The 19,972-nt window shown below is 25.6% G+C and carries 16 protein-coding genes; 3 read left to right on the top strand and 13 right to left on the bottom strand.

Features of this window, described 5'->3' with window-relative positions:
• Window positions 1-5 precede the first annotated feature (5 nt).
• The gene (gene fdhD / locus ACZ5EC_RS01405) at window positions 6-866 is read right to left on the bottom strand and encodes a formate dehydrogenase accessory sulfurtransferase FdhD (RefSeq protein ID WP_464303179.1); all 861 of its coding nucleotides are present in this window, start codon (window positions 864-866) and stop codon (window positions 6-8) included.
• Between the two features lie 441 nt (window positions 867-1,307).
• Between fdhD and ACZ5EC_RS01400 the strand changes: the two genes are divergently transcribed.
• Window positions 1,308-2,261: a DMT family transporter gene (locus tag ACZ5EC_RS01400; RefSeq protein ID WP_464304147.1), complete on the top strand. Its 954-nt coding sequence runs from the start codon at window positions 1,308-1,310 to the stop codon at window positions 2,259-2,261.
• Between the two features lie 518 nt (window positions 2,262-2,779).
• On the opposite strand, the gene ACZ5EC_RS01395 is transcribed toward ACZ5EC_RS01400, so the two are convergent.
• The 4 genes from ACZ5EC_RS01395 to amrS form a co-directional block, all read right to left on the bottom strand.
• Window positions 2,780-3,217 (bottom strand): protein-export chaperone SecB, encoded by a 438-nt coding sequence (locus tag ACZ5EC_RS01395; protein ID WP_464303178.1) that lies wholly within the window; start codon window positions 3,215-3,217, stop codon window positions 2,780-2,782.
• Entirely contained in the window at window positions 3,201-3,587 is a 387-nt protein-coding gene (locus ACZ5EC_RS01390) for a helix-turn-helix domain-containing protein (protein ID WP_464303177.1), read from the bottom strand. The genes ACZ5EC_RS01395 and ACZ5EC_RS01390 overlap by 17 nt, the downstream gene beginning before the upstream one ends.
• Complete coding sequence (locus ACZ5EC_RS01385) at window positions 3,577-3,948, bottom strand: type II toxin-antitoxin system RelE/ParE family toxin (RefSeq protein ID WP_464303176.1); 372 nt, start codon at window positions 3,946-3,948, stop codon at window positions 3,577-3,579. The genes ACZ5EC_RS01390 and ACZ5EC_RS01385 overlap by 11 nt, the downstream gene beginning before the upstream one ends.
• A gap of 73 nt (window positions 3,949-4,021) precedes the next feature.
• On the bottom strand, window positions 4,022-5,014 hold the full coding sequence (gene amrS, locus ACZ5EC_RS01380) for an AmmeMemoRadiSam system radical SAM enzyme (protein ID WP_464303175.1): 993 nt from the start codon (window positions 5,012-5,014) through the stop codon (window positions 4,022-4,024).
• A 217-nt stretch (window positions 5,015-5,231) separates the two neighbouring features.
• Here amrS and ACZ5EC_RS01375 point away from each other — a divergent pair, with 217 nt between their 5' ends.
• Together ACZ5EC_RS01375 and ACZ5EC_RS01370 are read left to right on the top strand one after the other, a co-directional pair.
• Window positions 5,232-6,161 (top strand): alpha/beta hydrolase, encoded by a 930-nt coding sequence (locus ACZ5EC_RS01375; RefSeq protein WP_464303174.1) that lies wholly within the window; start codon window positions 5,232-5,234, stop codon window positions 6,159-6,161.
• A 62-nt stretch (window positions 6,162-6,223) separates the two neighbouring features.
• Window positions 6,224-6,421, top strand: coding sequence for a hypothetical protein (locus tag ACZ5EC_RS01370; RefSeq protein ID WP_464303173.1), 198 nt, complete (start codon window positions 6,224-6,226; stop codon window positions 6,419-6,421).
• Window positions 6,422-6,444: 23 nt separating this feature from the next.
• Here the strand turns inward: ACZ5EC_RS01370 and ACZ5EC_RS01365 are convergent, their stop codons facing one another.
• The 8 genes from ACZ5EC_RS01365 to ACZ5EC_RS01330 form a co-directional block, all read right to left on the bottom strand.
• Window positions 6,445-7,365, bottom strand: coding sequence for an aminoglycoside phosphotransferase family protein (locus ACZ5EC_RS01365; RefSeq protein ID WP_464303172.1), 921 nt, complete (start codon window positions 7,363-7,365; stop codon window positions 6,445-6,447).
• Window positions 7,366-7,604: 239 nt separating this feature from the next.
• Window positions 7,605-9,671, bottom strand: coding sequence for an ATP-binding protein (locus tag ACZ5EC_RS01360; RefSeq protein WP_464304146.1), 2,067 nt, complete (start codon window positions 9,669-9,671; stop codon window positions 7,605-7,607).
• Window positions 9,658-10,992, bottom strand: coding sequence for an SIR2 family protein (locus ACZ5EC_RS01355; protein ID WP_464303171.1), 1,335 nt, complete (start codon window positions 10,990-10,992; stop codon window positions 9,658-9,660). The genes ACZ5EC_RS01360 and ACZ5EC_RS01355 overlap by 14 nt, the downstream gene beginning before the upstream one ends.
• A 209-nt stretch (window positions 10,993-11,201) precedes the next feature.
• Window positions 11,202-12,671 carry a restriction endonuclease subunit S domain-containing protein gene (locus tag ACZ5EC_RS01350; RefSeq protein WP_464303170.1) on the bottom strand — a complete coding sequence of 490 codons (1,470 nt, stop codon included), beginning with the start codon at window positions 12,669-12,671 and terminating at the stop codon, window positions 11,202-11,204.
• 1 nt (window position 12,672) lies between these two features.
• Complete coding sequence (locus ACZ5EC_RS01345) at window positions 12,673-14,265, bottom strand: DUF6119 family protein (RefSeq protein ID WP_464303169.1); 1,593 nt, start codon at window positions 14,263-14,265, stop codon at window positions 12,673-12,675.
• 3 nt (window positions 14,266-14,268) lie between these two features.
• Entirely contained in the window at window positions 14,269-16,674 is a 2,406-nt protein-coding gene (locus ACZ5EC_RS01340; protein WP_464303168.1) for an N-6 DNA methylase, read from the bottom strand.
• 161 nt (window positions 16,675-16,835) lie between these two features.
• Entirely contained in the window at window positions 16,836-17,987 is a 1,152-nt protein-coding gene (locus ACZ5EC_RS01335; protein ID WP_464303167.1) for a pPIWI-associating nuclease domain-containing protein, read from the bottom strand.
• A gap of 623 nt (window positions 17,988-18,610) precedes the next feature.
• Window positions 18,611-19,900 (bottom strand): glycosyltransferase family 4 protein, encoded by a 1,290-nt coding sequence (locus ACZ5EC_RS01330; RefSeq protein ID WP_464303166.1) that lies wholly within the window; start codon window positions 19,898-19,900, stop codon window positions 18,611-18,613.
• Window positions 19,901-19,972: the final 72 nt, after the last annotated feature.

The raw sequence follows: 19,972 nt of genomic DNA, 5'->3' as shown, positions 1-19,972 counted from the left end.
CTTTATCAAAACTTAATTCTATTCTTACCTGTATAAATATTAAAACCTTTGTCTCTAAAAAATCCGATTAAAGTAACATTAAATCTTTTTGCTAAATCATATGCAAAAGTTGTTATTGAGGATATTGCAACAATCAACTCAATATTTGCTCTTATTGCCTTTGTTACCATTTCAAAACTAACCCTTGAAGACAAAAACAATATCAAACCACTTTTAATATTTACGCTATTCTCCTTATCTCTGATTATTTTTCCAATTGCTTTATCCAGAGCATTATGTCTTCCAATATCTTCTGAAAAAGAAAGCAACTTTAAATTTTTATCAAAAATTGATGCAGAATGCATACTTCCAGTTATTTTAAAAACTTTTTGATTCTTTTCAAATTTTTCTTTTAAGTAATATAGCCGCTCAATTTCTATTTTTATATTATTACTAACTTTTTTTAATATATTAATATTCGAATTTATATCAATTTTACCACATATTCCACAACTGGATTGATTTATTTTATATCTGGAGTCTTTTGTATTATTTATGTTATTTGAAAAATTTATATTTCTTAGTTTTTGTTTGGAAAGAAAGACATTTATTCTATTATCCTCATTCAAACAGAATTCAATTTTTTCAATATCATCTTTTGAATCAATTATCCCTTCTGTAAAAAGATATCCATAAACAAAATTAAAATCCTCTTCTTTATCTGGGGTTCTCATTGTAATTGAATGTAAATTACCATTAATATAAATTTTTAATGGTTCTTCTGTTGCAATAAAATCCTCTTTTTTAATTAAAGTTCTATTAAAATCATTATCTTCTAATTTATTTTTTAAATATTTGTAAATATATATATTTTTATATTTTTCCATATTTTTTCCATTTTATTTTTTAATTTCTATTTAATTAAAGCTATATATTTTATAAACAGGATTTTCAAACTTATAAAAAAAGATTATTATAATATATTAAATTATCAATTTTAAATTTTTTTAAAAGATTAAAATCTCTATTTTATTAATTATTTTAATAGTTTTTTATTTGAATTTACCTTTATATTACTTTAAAACAAACAACTCTTCCTTTCACATTTTTTTATAATATATATCATTTTTTCTTATTCATTTTTATCCAAATTTTTTAATCCTTTTTAATGTTTTTAGTTTATCTTTTTTCGTTTTTTCTTTATGCTTTTTCTTTATGTTTTTTTTATTTATGTTTTTTTTTATTTATGTTTTATTTCTTTTAATTGAACAATAATAGATTATTCCTTTAAAAAAATTTTAAAACAAAAAAGTATATTTTAAAAGTATATTTTATTTAAAAGAGATCTTCAGGAGTTTACTATCACTGAATATCAAAAAGGATGGCTTTATTTTTTTATAACAATCTTCTTTTTCAGTACAATAGAAGTTGTTACTAAACCATTTTCTTCTACATTTAATCCTTTTCAACTAACTTTTTTAAGATTCTTTTTTGGTGGAATTTTTCTTTTATTAATACTTGCTATTAAAAAAAAGTTATATTTATTAAAATTACCTTTCAAAACTATATTAATAATTAGTTCAATCGGAGCAATTAATTCTATTATTGCAATGTCCTTGTTACAGGTTTCAGTAAAATACTCAAGTTCTTCTACTTCTGCTATTTTAGTGAGTGCTAATCCAATTTTTGTTATTTTCCTTGCACCTATCATTTTGAAAGAAAAAATAACATTAAAAAAAATATTTGCTTTATTATCTGGAACTACTGGAATTATATTAATTCTTTTAGCAAATAATCCTGGAGATAGCATTAAAGGGATTGTTTTTGGAATTATAGCATCTTTTAGTTTTGCTTTGTATACAGTTTTAGTTAAAAAGATTTTATTTAAAATAGATACACTTGTCTTTCAAACAATATCATTTTTAGGTTCATCTATTATATTTTTTATAGTTCTAAATATTTTTAAAGTTCCAGTTTTTAATTTTACCATTAATTTTAATAATATTTTCTTATTAATTTACATTAGTTTTTTTATTACAGGTATAGCATATATTACCTTTTTTAAAGCTTTGAATATTCTTGAAGCATCATTAAGTTCATTTTCATATCTTTTAAAACCTGTAATATCTGCAACATTGGCATATATTTTTTTAAATGAAAAACCTAATTCTTTAAAAATATATGGGACAATTTTTATTTTAATGGCTATTGGTATAATTTTATTTAAAAAACCTGTAAAACAATTATCCATTACCTCTACAAAAAATGAAAAGACAAATTAAAACATTAAAAAAAATTAAATATTAATAAAATTGAAAAAGTCATAAAATAAAAAATTAAATATTAATAAAATGGTTCTCTTTCATAATGTATGGGTAATTATTCTAAGCCACTTGTAATTTGTTATATTTTTAACATAACCTAATCATTATCTTTAAAACTTTATCTTTTTTTAATTATGCTTTTATTATTGTTTTCATTAATTTTTTTATTATATTATTTAAACCTTGTTACTTTATTATTAGATATTGGGTATATCTTTTTTACAAATATTTTTAAATTTTTATATTCACTTAATAAAAACATATTCAATCGGTTTAATAGTATTTTTAATTTTTTTTTAATGTATATATTTTGTTAAAAAAAACTAAAAATTTATTTTATCCACACATTTTGAAATTGAACCAATAAAATTAAAAAAAATAAAGTAATAAAATTTTTTTATTTAAAAATTGTTATTTTCACATAAATATTCTTAATATTAAAATAATTTGAAATATAAATTAAAAGATAATTATATTTATTTTTTTATATTATTGTTAAATTTAAACTTTTTCTTTTTTTCTTTTAAAATTTCAATAATATTTATGGAAGGTAAAATAAATTTTCCATAATTGTAATTACCAGTAATTTGGGATATTATTCCTCTTGCAATACCATATAAAATTGAAGGAGCATTATATGAAATTGTTTTTTGAACATATTCTTCGTCTACTTCTTTTGGGTAACTAAAAATACCATTTAGTTTTATTATAATATAATAAGGATAATTATCTAATTTTTTATTACTCTCAATATTCATAACTATTTTAAATAATAATGGATTTTTATCATTTTTAAAAATATCAAAATCAATAAATAACTCACCTTCTATATTTTTTTCTATATTAAAATCTGGATTAGTTTTTATTAAAATTTCTTCAAGAAAATAATCTTCAATATTAAGCAATGCCTGCATAAACATCCTCATCTTCTATAGTTTTAATAGTAGTTTTAAAATCAGAATTATTAATATCATTTATTTTTGGTATATAATATTTTATAGAATTATAATCTAAAGGACATAAATCAATATCAAGTTTACAATCTAAAGCTTTAGCTAATGCAACCATTGTTTTTATTGTTAAGTTGGAATTACCATTCAATAATTTTGTAATAAATGCTTTTGAAACACCAAGTTTTTTTGCAAGTTCAACTCTTTTTAGATTCATTTTTTTCATTTGTTTTACAATTTGTTCATTAAATTCAATAATCAACTCTTCAGTTAAAAACTCTGTATCAAATTTAAATTCTTCTAAATTTTTAATAAACCATTCATTAGTTTTCATCTTTCCTGTCCTCATAATATTTTTTCAACAACCTTTTAGCTCTTTCTTTTTCTCTTTTTGGAATTTTATTGCTTTTTTTAACAAATCCACTAATTAATAAAATTACTTTATTATTTTCAAAAGTACAAAATAATCTAACCTGATATGATTTAAATTCATATAATTTATCTTCTATTTTTTTAAATTTTTCATGATTCTTTGGAATACCTTTATTTGCTGCTCTTTCTAATAAAGCAAATACCTTTTTTTTTGTTGATTTGTTAAGATTTTCAATAAAATCTTTAATATAACATTTTTTGTTTTCATTTAATGCATAAATTTTATAAACTTTTCCTTCATATAATTTTTCGGTTTCTATCATTTAAAAGTTAACCTTTAAGTTTACTTCTGTCAAGTTTTTTTTATAGTTTTTTGAATTTTTTAATAAATAAACCCTACAAAATTATATCAACATCTTTACCACATTTTGTACATTTTTTATTTTTAATCCCTGTAATTTCTATAGAATATCCATATCTTTTTATTAAAACATTTCCACAATATGGGCATAAGGTATTCTGACCATTAGTATAAATATTACCTGAATAAACATATTTTAAATGTTTTTTTGCAATTGCAACTAATTTTTTTATAGTAGAATCTTTAGTTGGTGCTACTGATAGTTTATATGCAGGAAAATATTTTGAAATATGGTATGGAATTTTATCTGAAAGAGTTTTTAAAAATAGTGCAATTTTTTCTATTTCTTCTTCTTTATCATTAAATCCAGGTATAACTAAAGTAGTTACTTCAAGGTGAATTTTATTATAAACATATTTAATAAAATTTTTAACAGGTTCTATTTTTCCCTTGCATAATTTATCATAAAAATCATTATAAAAAGCTTTTAAATCAACATTTGCTGCATCAATAAATTCAATTAATTGGGAAACAGGTTTTAAATTAATATAACCATTTGTAACTAAAACTGTTTTTATTGCAGGATCCATTTTTTTCAAATATTTTGAAACATCATAAACATATTCATACCAGACTAATGGTTCAGAATATGTATATGCAATCATTTTCAAATTTTTTGATTTCATATAATTATAGATCTCTTCTTTAGAAAGATATTCTGTATGAACATCTGTATATTGAGAAATTGAATAATTTTGACAAAAAAGACAATGGAAAGAACATCCAACTGTTCCTAAAGAAAGTATCCCTTTTCCTGGATAAAAATGGTATAAAGGTTTTTTTTCAACAGGATCAATAGCTAAAGCAGAAATAGCCCCATAAAAAGGAATTTCCAATTTCCCATTTTTATTAACTCTTACTTTACATGAACCAAACTCATTATCATCTAAAATACATAAATTTGGGCATAATAAACATTGAACTTTTTTACCATCAAGTTTTTTCCAGAATTCTGCATCTCTTTTCATATAATAATGCTACAATTATTATTAATTTTTTCAATATATATTAGTATATTTTTTTGAATTTTTATATTTATATTCTATTCTATTTAATTTTTATTTCTTTATTTTTTAAATATATATTAAACTTGCAAAAAATCATTAAAAATTTACTTTTTATACAGCAAACATAGTTTGCTCAAAATACTAATCATTTAAGCAGAGGAAGGTATTAAATATATTTATGATAATAAATAAAATCAGTATTATGATAATTGTTTTTACTGGAATTATAGTTGTTATTAGCATTATAATATCTGGATTAATAATCTGGCGAATTAATTCTTTTATAAATCAGATTACAAACATAAGAATCGAGAAGAACAGTGATTTAATACAGAAATATTATGACAAGCTTGATAGAATAGAAACAAAAACATCTGATGGGATAAAGATTAGTGCATGGAGATTTAAAGTACCTGAACCTAAGGGTATAGTGATTGTGCTACATGGGATGCATGGAATGGATGCTTCAACCTTATTAGACTTTGGCAACTTTTTCAAAGAATCTAATTATGAAGCTTTTTGCCTTGATATGAGAGCTCACGGATATAGTGAAGGGAAAAGAATTGGACTTGGATATACTGAAGTTAAAGATGTAAGTGCTTTATTAAATTGGATAAAGGAAAAACCAGAATATAAAGACAAAAAAATAATAATATATGGTATATCAATGGGAGGAGCTACTGCTATTAATACAGCTGTTGAACGCAAAGATATTGATATGATTATAAGTGTAAGTTCTTTTAAATCTGTTGAGAGTGTTTTTTTATATTATATGAAAAAAGAAAATACACCAGAATTAATATTAAAAATGTTTAAACCATGTATTAGACTTATACTATCATTGAAATACAAAACTAATTCTATAAAAAATTCTCCTATAAATAAAATTACAAAAATTACTAAAATACCAATATTATTAATACATGGTGATAAAGACGAGCAAATACCAGTTCAACATGCCGATGATTTAAAAAAGGCTGCAGGTGATAATGTTAATTTATGGATAGTTAAAGGAGCAAAACATATGGTAGTAACTGATATATTAGAACCAAATAAAAGCTGGTATAGAAAGAAAATATTAAATTTTATTAATAGTAATTTAAATTAGTATTTTTTGTTTTAATAATTTATGGTTCTACTGAAAAAGATATAATTAAAGCTTTCTTCTTTATGCAAAGTCCCCATGACCCTGATGCAACATATAGAAAAGAAGATAATATTAAAAGTAATGGGTATGCTATAACAGTTATAGAAATATCTCAAGATTTTGCAGCCTTTATATTCAACCACTTTTCGTTCCATTTTGCTTCTCTTTTTAATCGTCGCGTATATTCCTTGCTATATGATATTTCCTGCCATGCAGGGTAAACACCGCGAAATATTTTTTATCTCTACATGGTAAACCATTTAGGTACGACTGAATTAAAATATTCATAATCAGAAAATATCATTTCTGCTCGTTCCAACATTCCTTTAACTTCTTCTTCTCCAAAAGGAATAGCCCAAACAACTGAAAACAGTATCACATCTGCAATATATAATGCAAGTATCTCAAAAAAATCATCAGGAATTTTATCCTTAAAATACCCTTGAATTTGTCCAATTGCAAATGGTATGCTTAACTCCCTGCTAAATAGCATCATTTTGTAAAAATCCTCATATGGATCTCCAAAATCCCATCTATTAAAATCAATAATACCTGGTGTATTATCTGAAGTTACTATAAAATTTCCAATATGAAAGTCGCCATGATGAAAAGTCTGTGGACGATTTTTTAGCAAATGCAAGTTTTCGTTAATATACTTTATTGCTTGATTATCATTTGCTACTTTAATACCACAAGCTTTATATTTTTCTAAATGATAATCAAATTTTTTTAACATTCTTTGTTCCCAATCTTCTTGTTCATCAGGAGCAGAAATAGAATGTAACTTTTTAAGTATTAATCCTGCTTTAATTCCTAGATTATATTGTTCTTCTTCAGAAAATGTTGTAATTATCTCATCTGCTGCCGTTCCTTCAATCCAGGACAAAAGTAAATATACATATTTATCATTATTACATTTTCCAAAATCAATTGGTGCTGACATATTTATATCTAAATCAAAAATTTGTTTCATTATCATAAATTCTTTTTTCTTAACATCGTAATATTCTATATCACTAATCCTCAGTAAAAATTTTTCTCCAGCTTCATTCTCGATATAATATTTTTCATCTTTTGACCAGCCTTTATTCAACTTAAATACTTTTTTGTAATCACTAAGCAAAGGCACATCTTTAAGTAAATTTTTTACTTTGTCTATTTTCATATGTTACCACCTTTAAACAAATATAATAATATGCCCATTAAAACCCATTATCTCAACTAGATAAATTTTTTGCAGGAAATGTCATATAACCTTTTGCGGATATGTGTAGTTCACCTCAAGCAAATTTGAGTATGGCTGAGCGAACTACATACCCCCTGTTAATAGACCCGAAATGTGAGCAACTAAGTTGCGAAGAGTTCCTCACGATGCTTAATTTAATTAAAAAAAATTATGCTATGTCATGTACTACCTTCTTCTTTCTTTTCCTGCCAATTATCTGCAATTTTTTTCCAATTTATTTCTCTTTTTTCCTTATTAACCCAGACATCCCAGAACTCTGGGTCTTTTGATTTAGGTCTATGACTTTCAGGTAGTTCATTTATTTCTACTAATACTGGTATGGGGGTTGCCCAGCCCAATAAAATAGCCTTCCGCGAAGGTAATACGGGCAAATCATTAAGTATGCCTCCTATTGTATCAGGAACTAATTTTTTAACCATTTCCTGATCTCTATCACTTACAATCCTGTGTAATAAAAAAGTATTACATTGAGATAATACCGTTTGTGAAAGTTCTGAAGGCCTTTGAGAGGCCAAAACTAACCCTAAACCAAATTTCCTTCCTTCCTTGGCTATTTTTTCAAATATCTGAGTACATAACCTTTGTGATGAAATATTTTCATCTTCGGTGTTGTATCTCTTAATAAGATTATGCGCTTCATCAACAACCAGAACTGTTGGTAAAGTGTGATCAGTTTCTTTTTTATATCTATGATGAGCCTCAAAAATAATACGAGCCATTACAGAAATGACCAAGTAAAGAATTTCTGAAGGTAACAAAGATAAATCTATAATCGTTATTGAAGGATTGTTCTCTTTATCTCCGACATAGTCCTTAAGCCATTGCTCCAAGGTAAGTTCTTCCTCAGTCTCTATATTAATAACTGACGCTATTCTTTTATCTTTAAATAAGCTTTCCACTCTCATCAAAAAGAAATCGAAATATTGTTGTTGATTTTTTTCCTCTGCTAATCTTTTAATATGTGGTAAGAAATCCTCATTCTTAAAAAAGACCGGTGAATCTTCGTCTGGACCTTCATAAGGAGTTAATTGACCAATATTTTCTTCAGATCTTTCTAATTTTTGTAAAAGCGGATTTACTTCATCTAAAGAAAATGGTGGAAAATATTTACCATTGTCCTTAGGATGTGATTCTAAAAAATTATCAATTTTCTTTATTAAATCATTTCTTATATCTTCATAATTATTAGTTAACTCAGTAAAAGTTTCTAAAGATTTTTTAATATTTTCAAGAAATTCTCCATAATTTTGTTTTCCTGGCCATTCTGAAAGTTTTGCACCATCTTTCCGATAATTAATCAAGCTAATTTTTAAACTTACAAGAAAATTTTTAAATAAAATGTTAGCATTTTCCTCTTTTGATATTTCTGCATTTTTTATTTCCCTCAAAGCCCTTCTTAAAATGGGACGTTGTGTTCGAGCACTTGCCTGGGCAATAGAAATCCACTCCCAACTATTCCACATCCATGAAGGTACTTTAAGTTGTTTAATCATACCATCTTCCCTAATCTTTACTTCAAATTTTTTAATATTTCCAAGTCCTTCAAAACAACTACCATATTCTCCATTCGGATCCATAATAATAAATCTAGCATTGACTTCATCATCCTTTCTAGTTTCTTGTTTTGCAGATTCTATTGACCATCGAATAAGTCCGGCAACTGTGCAGGATTTACCACTGCCCGTGTTTCCAAGAATTGCTAAATGCCTACCGAATAGTTTATCCGGGTCAACATAAATAGGTGCATTAGCAGCCATAGGAGAATTACCTAATTTTACTCTGGCATTTTTATCTTTGTTTTGGACAATAGCTTTAAGTTGATCTTGCGATGGAACAATGACTACATCTCCAATGGATGGATAGCTATAAACACCTCTGTCAATTTCATATCCACTTTCTACTTTTTTCAGAATTCCTACTGGAGAAAGCGACAATTTTCTCAAGGGAAAGGGTAAATCTACCAGATCAAAATCTTTATATCCTTTTCTTTTAGGATAAGGAGAATACTCTATCCCTATCCATATTATCATCCCAATTAGAGACCCTAATTCATTAGGAATAAGTAAAAATCCATTTATACGAGGGAATTGTTGTGGAATACCACTATTGAGGGAAGTATTTAGCGGGGCATCAATATCCAATAAAACTTTAATTTCTTTAGGAGAAACAGATTCTACGGTTCCAACAGTGAGATGTCTGATTTCATCAAAATTATGGTTCATCATTTTTATCAAATCCCTCTTTTTGATTTTTTAATGGAGCCCTTTTTTCTTGTAATTTTGCCAGTCTGTCAGAAATTCTATCAATAGCAGGTTTTGGTAAATAATAATTAGTTAAATTCTCTATATTTCCAAGTTCACTTCCTATTATTAGGGTTAATTGGGACTCATTGCATTGTTCAACGAATTTTTTAATTCTACCGTCTGCCAAATTATATGAAATAATCACCATATGAGTTGAAGAAATAGTTAACATATCTTTAATTATTCTGTTAATATGAGAATCCCCAAAACCGTATCCATAGGTAACTAATACAGAATTAGGACGGCAAATAGCTGTTGAAAAATCTCTAAACAGTTCTGAATATGGGAAGAAACTTGTTTCTATTGCTTTAGAAGAATTAGGATAAATAACAACTTTATCAAAAGGGTCTTCAAAATATTTTTCCCCTATTTCTGCGCCGAATGGAATGGGCATTTTTATAATCCGTTCACCATCAAATTGCCAATCAATTGAACCATGTAACTTTGTAAAACGAACCACACTTTCAACATAGCGCGGTTCTCCCCTAATTCCAGGAGGATTATAATGATAATCCAGGTCAATTCTATGAAATCTCATAATAGGTTTAATTTTGCCAATAAATCTATCAAGGATTAATATCCCAGCCTCATCCAACCCAAATTCGATAAACCTATCGTAATTTGTAGTAAAAATATTTAATCTGTCTCTTGTGGCAGTTCTTGTTGAAAAACTAAGTAAGAATTGTTGAAGTATTAATAATGGAAATTCTCTTTCCTTAAGTGATTCACCTTCTTTACTGGTTGATTTACCTTCTTTATTTTTATTTAATTTATCTAAAAATTTCCTTTCGTTGTCGATTATATTATTTGCTAAATTTGTAAGGTTATTATTTATTTCTTCTCTTAGTCGTTTTGAATTTTCCTCATCACCAATAATGTCATATCCTTTTAACAATTCAATAGCAACTCTTAAATCATCTTCAAAGTTAGCTTTACCTCTACCTATATTTTTTGCTTCATTCTCTGCTGTTTTTTTAATTTTTTCTTTATAATCACCACTAAATTCAATCCTTGACATCATTGAACCATTATCAACTAACGCAATTGGTAATCCAGAACCGACAAGTAAAGATAGATGTTCGCTCTGAAAAACCGCAGTAAGCCACGGCTCAACTTTTTCCCTAATTTTCTGTCTGTCAAAATCATTATTTTTTTTGAATTCACTGGACTCAATATCTATATCTATTTGTTCATTTGAAATAAATAAAATATTATCGTTTTCAAAATTTATTTTTGTTTTCATCATACACCTTCTTTATTTGTTTTATTATCCACACACATCTTCTACATATATAAGGGTGGTGTACAGGATTTCTGTTAACGGGCAAGTGTATGAGCAGTGGCGAGATATTCAGCACTTTGTTTCATATTTACACTGCTGTTAATTTTATTCATATTCGTTTCATTTATTACACTTGACCCAATATTGCTTATATATAATGTTCTGCATAATTATTTTATCACTTCTTCAATTATTTTATCAATTTTATTTCTCTCTTTTTCAATTTCTTTTTCAATTTCTTTTTGATTATCTAATTCAGTTTTTATTTCGTTTACTATTCTTTTTTGTTCTGTTAAAGAAATATCTGGTATGTCAAGTTCAGAAATTTGGTTCCAATATAAATGTATTTGATTAGTTGCTCCTGTATAATCTCTTTCTATTTGAAAAAATCCCAAAATACTTCTGAAAAAATATGTAAAAAATAAAGGGTTGTATTTATTTTTATCTATTCTTAAAATATAGTTATCAACTGTTGTTATGGCTTCTTGTGTATCTTCAAAAATATCAATCTTACCAAGAGATATTTTACCTGTCGCACAAATAATTATATCATTTTTTTTCAATTTCTTTTTATCATCAAGTTTGTCAAAATATATACGTGTAACTTTTTCGTTTTCAGAGAAATCTATATGCCCATTTTTTAAATTTGCTATTTTTATAACTGGAATTTCACCGTCTGAATTATATATAGGTTGAACACCTTTTTCGTAAGTTTTAATAATATCTTTAACTTTCAGAGTTTTAATGTTATCCATAAAATCCATTAGCTCTTTTGTCGGTGGATTATGGAAACGGGTAGAAAAACGAAAAATACTACTCCGTGAAAAATCTTGAAAATCGGTCTCAAATACTCTTAATTTTTTGTTTTGTGCCATTTGTGTCCCTGCTGTCATTCCTTTGCCAAACTCATTGTATAAGTTTTCATCAAACCCAAATTCTCTTGCAAAAACTTTATTGATAATCTCTTGCGGTTGTTTAATTTGGCTTTTTAACTCTTTTATTTTCTTTTCAATCGGCTCTATTTTGGCAATTATCACGTTTTGTTTTTCTTCTAATTTTTTAATAATTGTTTTATCAAATTTTAGAGTATATAAATCATCTTCTTTTAATGTTGGATAGCCTTTACCTTGCCTTGAAATAGCCATCAAATTTTTGTAAAAAATTGTTCTAAATGAATAGTAAAAAACTTTATTCAGTTTTTTAGGCTTTAAATTAATGAAAGCAGTTGTATAAAAATATTTCTTTTTTTCATCGTCAATATATAAATATTTTTTTAAATTTGGTCTAACTTTTGCTAATAATATATTATTTAATACAACTTTTTGTATATCTCCCTTTTCAATTTTTTTAAAATAATTTTCGTTTAATTCATTTCTGTCATTGAAGTTTAATTTTAAAGGATTAACGTTTCCTTGTTTAGTGACATTTCCAATTTCTGAATAATAAAAATCATTGTCTCCAATTTCTTCTATAAATTTTAATCTTTCTTTTTTTTCAAAATTTTCTATATCAAAAAAATCTTTAAATGAATAAGCGGTCTTATTTTCAATTCGATTGAAATCAACAAAATCAACATCAAATCTAAATGTTATTTCTTTTGCTAATTCACTAAATTCTATTTCAAATATATTAAAAGCCATATTAAATATTTTCCCGTTGTATTTTTACAAGATATATTTTTTGAAAACCAAAGGCTTCAAGTAATTTTTTTTCATTTTTTAAATTTACCTTACTAAAAAACGGAAGATTTAAATCTCCCTTATATTCACTAATTATGCCATAAATTATTTGGTAATCATCAGGGTTCGGTTTATTGAGAGGATTAAATGGTAGTTTATTTTCCATATCTTTAACCTTTTGTCTAAATTTTTCATCGTTTAAAAATAATTGTCCTGAAACTCTTCCTTGTGCAAAAAGATGACTTAATGCACTGGAACCATAATAATTTTTTACGTGAATAAAACGATTGTTTTGTGTATCAAAAACGTCACAAAATTCAATGGCACTTGCACCACCACCATAACGAATATTCTTTCTATCCATTAAAATAGCACTTGGTAATGTATTTGCTAAACGCTTATTATATTCATTTTCTTTTTCATTTTTCTTTGCTGGTATTAATGTTAGAGTAGAAGAATTATTTTTTATTTCTGTAAAATTATTTTCAATTTCTTCTACAAAATCTTGTGCAATTTCATACCATTTACCATTAGTTAAGACATATGTTTTATTATGTTCTTTTATTTCACAATACAAACACTGAAAGGCTGACCAATTCTTGTATTCATTGTTATCTGTATTTTTAAAAGCAACTATTTTTTTAAGTCTTAAAAAATCTATATTAATATTTTCAATTTGTTCTACAGTTAATGAATTTTTAAAATCATTGTAAGTAATATCATTTGACAAATTTTCGTTTTTTCCCGTAAAAGAGAAACCTGAAATATTTTCCCATTTAATTATTTCAGGAATTGCCATCCATAATTTTACATCTGGGATATTATCATATTTTATTTTTTCTAATAATTTATCATTTAGAAATTCATTATCCTTAATTTCTTTCACTTGATCAATGAAAGAGAAATTGTTTTTATAGTTATCTTTTTGATAATACTCAAAACAAATTTTTAAAAATTCATCAATATTTTCAATATTTACTTTTTTTGAGATAGTAAAAGCTATTTTTCCAGTAACAAGACTTTCAGAAAATATATCTTTTAAATTATCTTTTGGTTTGCCGGTAATTTCTTCTACTAAATCTTGTTCTATATCAATACCAAAATCTGATATTTCACCGATTTTACTTAATTGTTCAATTGTATTTTTGGGTTCTGAAGATAAAGTTCTTTTTCCAATCTTTCGAATGCTATTTCTATCAACGATATTAAGAACTAATTTCAAACCAAAATCTTCAACACAATTTATTTTATTAATCATTGAATACCCATAGCCAAAAGGTATAGCGAAGATTTTTTCCTCGTCATCTATAATTATTTTACTAAATAATATTGCTTTTGATGACTGATTAAATAAATTTACACCATTTAGCTCATTATTAAAAAAATTATTAATCCATTTGGGTTGATAGCTATGAGAAGTTCCGTAATAGAAATATTTGTTTTTAAAATTATCTAATGTTATTACTTTGTAATTATCATTACGAAAAGTCTCTTTTATTGTCTTACCATTTTTCAAAAGATAAATTGTTATTTTATTTGTTTTAATATCTGTCATAACTTAGTCCCATTTAATTTTTCTCATATAATCAAGAGCTGTTTTATATACACCGTCTTCATCAGACAAAAGAACACCTATTTTTTTTGTTCCGTCCGGATATTCAATTTCACCTTCCCGATAAAGTTCGTTTGGCATTGGTTTTTCTCCTCGTTTGGTGCGTTTGTAACCAACATTTTCAACTTCTGCCATAAATATTTTGTAATTCAATTCTTTTGCAACTTCGCCAAAAACCCACCAAGTATTTACAAATCCGAAAACATCTTTTGTATCTTTGTCATATTTACAAAGGCCTTTTAATTCGTCTTGGTATTTTTCTGTTAATTTTTTTGCTGATAAATTTTTATCTTCATCTTCTTTGTAATCTTTAAGCATTCTCAACAAAATCTCTTTTTCTTCTTGTTTTGTTAGGTTTTTAATTGAAGGAAATTTGTTTTTTTCTTTTTCGTCAATATAAACTTTCAAAATGTTTTCAACTCTTGTTTTCAGTTTACTCCATTCATTAGAATATTTAGTCCAGTATTTATTCCATTCTTCAATTTCTTGTTTAGTTTTCTTTTGAGCAAAAAGCAAACTTGTTTTTGTAGATGTAAAAGGCTCAAATGTTAGTTGTGGTAAAGAAACAACTGCTTTAACTTTGAAATATTTATAAATAAATAAACGGATATATTTGTTTTCAGTTGTATCAAAAACGCTTTCGGGTAAAACAACGCCAAGTCTTCCGTTTGCTTTCAAAAGTTGATACCAGCGTTCAATAAATAAATTTTCAGAATTCTTTTTACCTCCGAAAATAAATTCTTTTGTTACATTCTTTTTTGTTTCATTATCCAAATCAACACTAAAAGGCGGATTTGTAATAATCACATCAAATTGTCCGTTTACTTCTTTTTCGGAATATAACGGGTCGTGTTCAAATTGTTTTAAAAAGTTTGGTGCTGTTTCTTTATCGTAAAATTTAAAAGGCAATAAACCATCTTTTACAAAAATGTTTGTAGAACCATCACCGTGTAAAATCATATTTACTTTTGTAGCAGTTCCAAGATTAAAATTTATTTCAATACCATAGATATAATCTTTTGCCCATTTATTTTCTCTGTGGTCAGGCAAAAACCATTGATAAAATTTGTCTTCAATATCTCTTGTGTCATCAAGTTTATCCCGGAAACGCCTTTTTAAGTTTTCCGTGATAAATTTCATATATTCTATTAGAAAAGTTCCGCTACCAGCACTTGAGTCAATCAAATAAGGGATTTCCAAATCTCGATTTACTCTTTCAATGGCAAGTTTGTCAAGTTGTAAACCCCATAAAATAAATTTTACAATGTTTATATGTGTAAAAAATTGGCCTTTTGATTGTTTAAAACCCTCTCGAATAATTCCTTCAAAAAAATCACCTAAGATATCTTTTCCGTCAAAACTATTTTTCCCATCAACAAATGAATAGCGTTCTAATTGAGCTACGGTGTATTTAAGTTTATTTAAAGAAAACTTGTTTTCGTCAATTACAAATGATTTTTTTAGCTTGTTTTCATCAATTATATTTAATCGCTTTTTTAAAGCTCTGCGGTATAATTTGTTTATTCTTTCAAAAAGTTCTTCGTTTGTCTCGAAACTTTCTCCATTTTTATATGTAAAAATTTGAAAATCGTATTTTTCACCTTTTTTCTTTTCGCTTTCGTCTTGAATTTTTGCTAAAATGATATTTACTAATGATGAAAAAACATCGTTATCGTCAGTTCCACCACCACCCCAAAGAACATTATGTAAATTTTTACGAAGTCCATATAATTGTTCATGTGTAAAATTGGTTTCTAAATCTTTTTTACCACCTTTTACAAATGGTTCTTTTTGAGCTTTTCCATATCGTGCAGGTAATTCGTCTGCGAAGTTTCTAACTTCTGCCCAACTATCAAACGAAGTGAATTTTTCGTAATCAATAACAATGCATTTATCTGTTATTTCTTTATCTAATTGTTCAATCGTATATAAAACAAGATATTTTACATTTTTTCCTTGTCCTTTTTCTTGACTTGCAAGATTAAAAAGTTGTTTCTCAATTACTTCGTCTTTATCTTTTTCATAATCTTGCGGACTTTTTAATTCAATATATAAAAATATGTTTTCAGTTTTTTCATCTCTTACAATTATGTCAATTCTTGGTTTGTTTACTTTTGGTCTGCCAATATCATATTGTTTTTCAAGTTCTATATTTTCAGGTTTGTAGCCAAGTTCATTAACAAGCTTTGCAAGAATGAAAGCTCTTACAACTTCTTCATCTCCTCTAAAATTTTCAATTTTCCAACCCTTTATTTTTTCAGAGTATTTTATTTTCTTTTTTGCAAAGTCGTATTCTTCTACAACTTTGATTTTTTGATTATCCAGATATTTCTTTATGTTGTTATATTCCATATTAGTTTGTTACTTCCTTTTCGTTTCTTCTAATTTCGCCTAACGTTTCCAGCGTATGCGACGTTTGCCGAAGTGCAACAGAGGCAAATATGGCTAAGCCCAAAGCGACCGACAAGGAGCGAAACACATACGCTGTATTTTGCGCCGTTTCCAAAATTAAATCACTGATATTTTATGGTTAATAAAAAATATAATAACGATTCCATTCTTTGCAACATTGATTTTAATTGCAATTCAGTATAAGACCCAATTAACGAGTGTGTACCTTCTTGAAATAAGTTTAAAAATTCAAGAGTTAATTTAATGTCCATTTCTACAAATTTTTTAAATGGTTTATTATTAATTGAGCTATATAAAAATTCTAGTCTTGCTCGTCTTGTTAGTTTGCCTTTATCATAATATTTTGGATCATTACTCCATTTCATTACTTCGGAATCTGGTGCGATATGATGAATTATATGAGTAAAAAGTTCTCTTAAAGAAACAGAAAAATGCCTTATTCTATCAATATTATCTGATTTTAACGCTTCTCTTGCTCCATACAACAGTTTTAATAAATTTTTATCAATTTTCACAAGAAGATCATCTAATGATATTTCATTTTCTGCTTTTATATCTTTTAGTAAATGTTCTTCTTCTCTGGAATACTCGATGCTTTCATCATGATAACTAAATGTTTTTGAAAGAAATGCAGAATTATAAAATTCAGTAGCAGGTATAATTGTTTGATTCGAAGGTAGAGTATAAAAGGAAATTGATTTATTATCATAATGCTTAAATAACATGGAAAAGGAATTCGAAAAGTTGAGTTGACTTGTTAATAGTTTTTTTCTTATTTTTGAGGATTCTACAAGTGAAGCAAAATGGTCATTACTTAAATGTTTTAAAATTGATGATGATAAATATATTCGTTCTGATATTTTTGAGAATTGTAATGCAAAATCATATTGGATTTTTAACAAAGGGCCAGCAGCACCCAAATATTTCTCTCGCCATTCTTTTGACATCTTATCAAATTCTAATGCTGTTTTTGTAAATGAATTTAAAGGCAAAGAAATATTTTTTAATGATTCTTGAATGCTTAACAATTGTGAATTAAATGGAAATAAAGAACTTTTTTTTATTTCTATTGGCAATTGAGAAAATTTATCAAAACCTACAAGAATATTTCTTAATTGCTCAATTGATTTTAACATAAAAGGAGAATTTAATGATTTAAAAATATTTTCATATTGCCCCATAATGCCTTTATTTATATGTTTGAATGATTCTAATGATTTAAACCAGTTTTCTAGTTGTTTATCGGAAGGCATAATCTTACTCCTTCGAAAAAGTTATTTTGATAATGGCACCTAACTCAGTTATATCCGAAGTTATTTCGGATATCATTCTAATTTGGTAATATATGTGAAACTGATTCAGATATAACTTCCTTTCTCTATAAGGGACTTCCCAAACCTTGATTGCATGAACTTTGTATTCTCCTGTCATCTTATAAACAATCTCCTCAAAAGTCATTATTTCTCTGAAACCTTCCATCAAAGATTTGCCTTATTTTGAGCTAATCAAAGTTTATAATTATTTATTATCACACAATTATTATATCAAATATAATAACAACAAAAAGAAAGTCAAGTTTCCCCAATGCTTTAAAAAAATAATGTAATAAAAACATTACCAAATAAATGATATGCTTATAAATTTATAACTATAAAGATAATGATAATTTTAAATTAAAAATATTACAAATTGCAGGCGATTTAGAATAAATATCCATACATTATGAAAGAGAACCATATTTAATTTACTTTAATTTTTTATTTTTATTTATTGGCATTATTTATTAATTTTATATATACTTTTTATTTACACCACACTTTTATATATGTCATTTATTAAGAAGTAAAAATTACTGATTCTAATTATTTGTTATTTTTTATCTTTCATAAATTGCAATCATATTATTTTTAAAAGTATCTTCACTAAAATTATTTTTCAATCTTTTATATCCATTTTTCCCCATTGTATTAATTTGTTCTCTATTTACATAAAATTTTTCAATATATTTACTTAATTTTTCAGGGTTATCATCATTATAAACAAACCCGGTAAGATTATGGATATTAATTTCTGGTAATGCTCCGCTTTCTGAAGTGATAACAGGTTTCTTATATTGAAAAGCTTCCAATACAATTAAACCAAATGCTTCTTGCCAGATATGTAGAGAAGGAACAACAAGAAAATCAATATTTTTATAAAATTCCGACTTGTTTTTAACAAACCCTTTAAAATAAATATATTTTCTTATTTCTGCTTTTTCAATCATCGCTTTTATATATTTTTCATATTTTTTATCACTAAAATTACCTGCAACTATAAGTTTTATATCTTCCTTATTATTAACCTGTATTTGATTTAAATCATTATGCAAATTATTGTCTTTTTCATTATTAATTTTACCTATATTATTAAGAAAAATTTCAAATCCTTTAATTAATATATGCAATCCTTTTTGATAGGTAATTCTTCCAATAAAACCAACATAAAATTTTTTAAAATTATTATTTAATATAATTTCATTATCATCTAATTTAATTTTATCTTGCTCCTTTGTATTCTCTAAATTTTCTGTTTTGTTTAAATTACTATTTACATTAAAACTATTATTATTGAAATCAATAATCTTTTTTTTTATTTTATTATTAGTGTTAAAACTATTATTAAAATCATAATTTTTACTTAATGAATTATAAACTACACTAATTTTGGGACTTAGAAACTTAAATTGATCTAATAAACTATTTTTAACATAATTTGAAATCGCAATTATTGTATCGCATCTTTTTAAAAAAATAGCATTAGGGATATAATTAAGTTTAAAACTATTATGCCTTGTAATTATAAGTTTTACATTTTTCTGAACAAATAAAGTTAAATAATAATCAGAAGCTGTATGAATATGAACAATATCTATATTATTTTTAACTAAAAACCTTTTGAATACTATTATATTTTTTATATAATTATTCAAAAAATATAACCTATTCTTTTCAGGAATCTTTTCCTCATTCAAAACATTTCTATCAAAATCTGAGCCTTTTCTAATAGCAAAGTAAAATTCAAATTTATCTTTTAAAAGATTATATAAAGTTAAGCAATATTCATCTACACCGCAATGAGTAAAAGAAGTGTTAACTATTAATATATGTTTTTTAATTTTCTCCATTTTTAAATCTCATGCACCCCATTTTATAATATAAGCTATTCACATTTTATAGATAAGATTAAAACATTGGAC

This window comes from Exilispira thermophila, assembly GCF_055389015.1.
Note: the sequence above shows the minus strand (reverse complement) of the source record. Positions and strands in the feature narration are given on the sequence as shown.

Bases quoted from the DNA above. Each gene is read 5' to 3' on its own strand.
- fdhD (WP_464303179.1), bottom strand. From the start codon at position 866: ATGGAAAAATATAAAAATATATATATTTACAAATATTTAAAAAATAAA.
- ACZ5EC_RS01395 (WP_464303178.1), bottom strand. From the start codon at position 3,217: ATGCAGGCATTGCTTAATATTGAAGATTATTTTCTTGAAGAAATTTTA.
- ACZ5EC_RS01390 (WP_464303177.1), bottom strand. From the start codon at position 3,587: ATGAAAACTAATGAATGGTTTATTAAAAATTTAGAAGAATTTAAATTT.
- ACZ5EC_RS01385 (WP_464303176.1), bottom strand. From the start codon at position 3,948: ATGATAGAAACCGAAAAATTATATGAAGGAAAAGTTTATAAAATTTAT.
- amrS (WP_464303175.1), bottom strand. From the start codon at position 5,014: ATGAAAAGAGATGCAGAATTCTGGAAAAAACTTGATGGTAAAAAAGTT.
- ACZ5EC_RS01375 (WP_464303174.1), top strand. From the start codon at position 5,232: ATGATAATAAATAAAATCAGTATTATGATAATTGTTTTTACTGGAATT.
- ACZ5EC_RS01370 (WP_464303173.1), top strand. From the start codon at position 6,224: ATGCAAAGTCCCCATGACCCTGATGCAACATATAGAAAAGAAGATAAT.
- ACZ5EC_RS01365 (WP_464303172.1), bottom strand. From the start codon at position 7,365: ATGAAAATAGACAAAGTAAAAAATTTACTTAAAGATGTGCCTTTGCTT.
- ACZ5EC_RS01360 (WP_464304146.1), bottom strand. From the start codon at position 9,671: ATGATGAACCATAATTTTGATGAAATCAGACATCTCACTGTTGGAACC.
- ACZ5EC_RS01355 (WP_464303171.1), bottom strand. From the start codon at position 10,992: ATGAAAACAAAAATAAATTTTGAAAACGATAATATTTTATTTATTTCA.
- ACZ5EC_RS01350 (WP_464303170.1), bottom strand. From the start codon at position 12,671: ATGGCTTTTAATATATTTGAAATAGAATTTAGTGAATTAGCAAAAGAA.
- ACZ5EC_RS01345 (WP_464303169.1), bottom strand. From the start codon at position 14,265: ATGACAGATATTAAAACAAATAAAATAACAATTTATCTTTTGAAAAAT.
- ACZ5EC_RS01340 (WP_464303168.1), bottom strand. From the start codon at position 16,674: ATGGAATATAACAACATAAAGAAATATCTGGATAATCAAAAAATCAAA.
- ACZ5EC_RS01335 (WP_464303167.1), bottom strand. From the start codon at position 17,987: ATGCCTTCCGATAAACAACTAGAAAACTGGTTTAAATCATTAGAATCA.
- ACZ5EC_RS01330 (WP_464303166.1), bottom strand. From the start codon at position 19,900: ATGGAGAAAATTAAAAAACATATATTAATAGTTAACACTTCTTTTACT.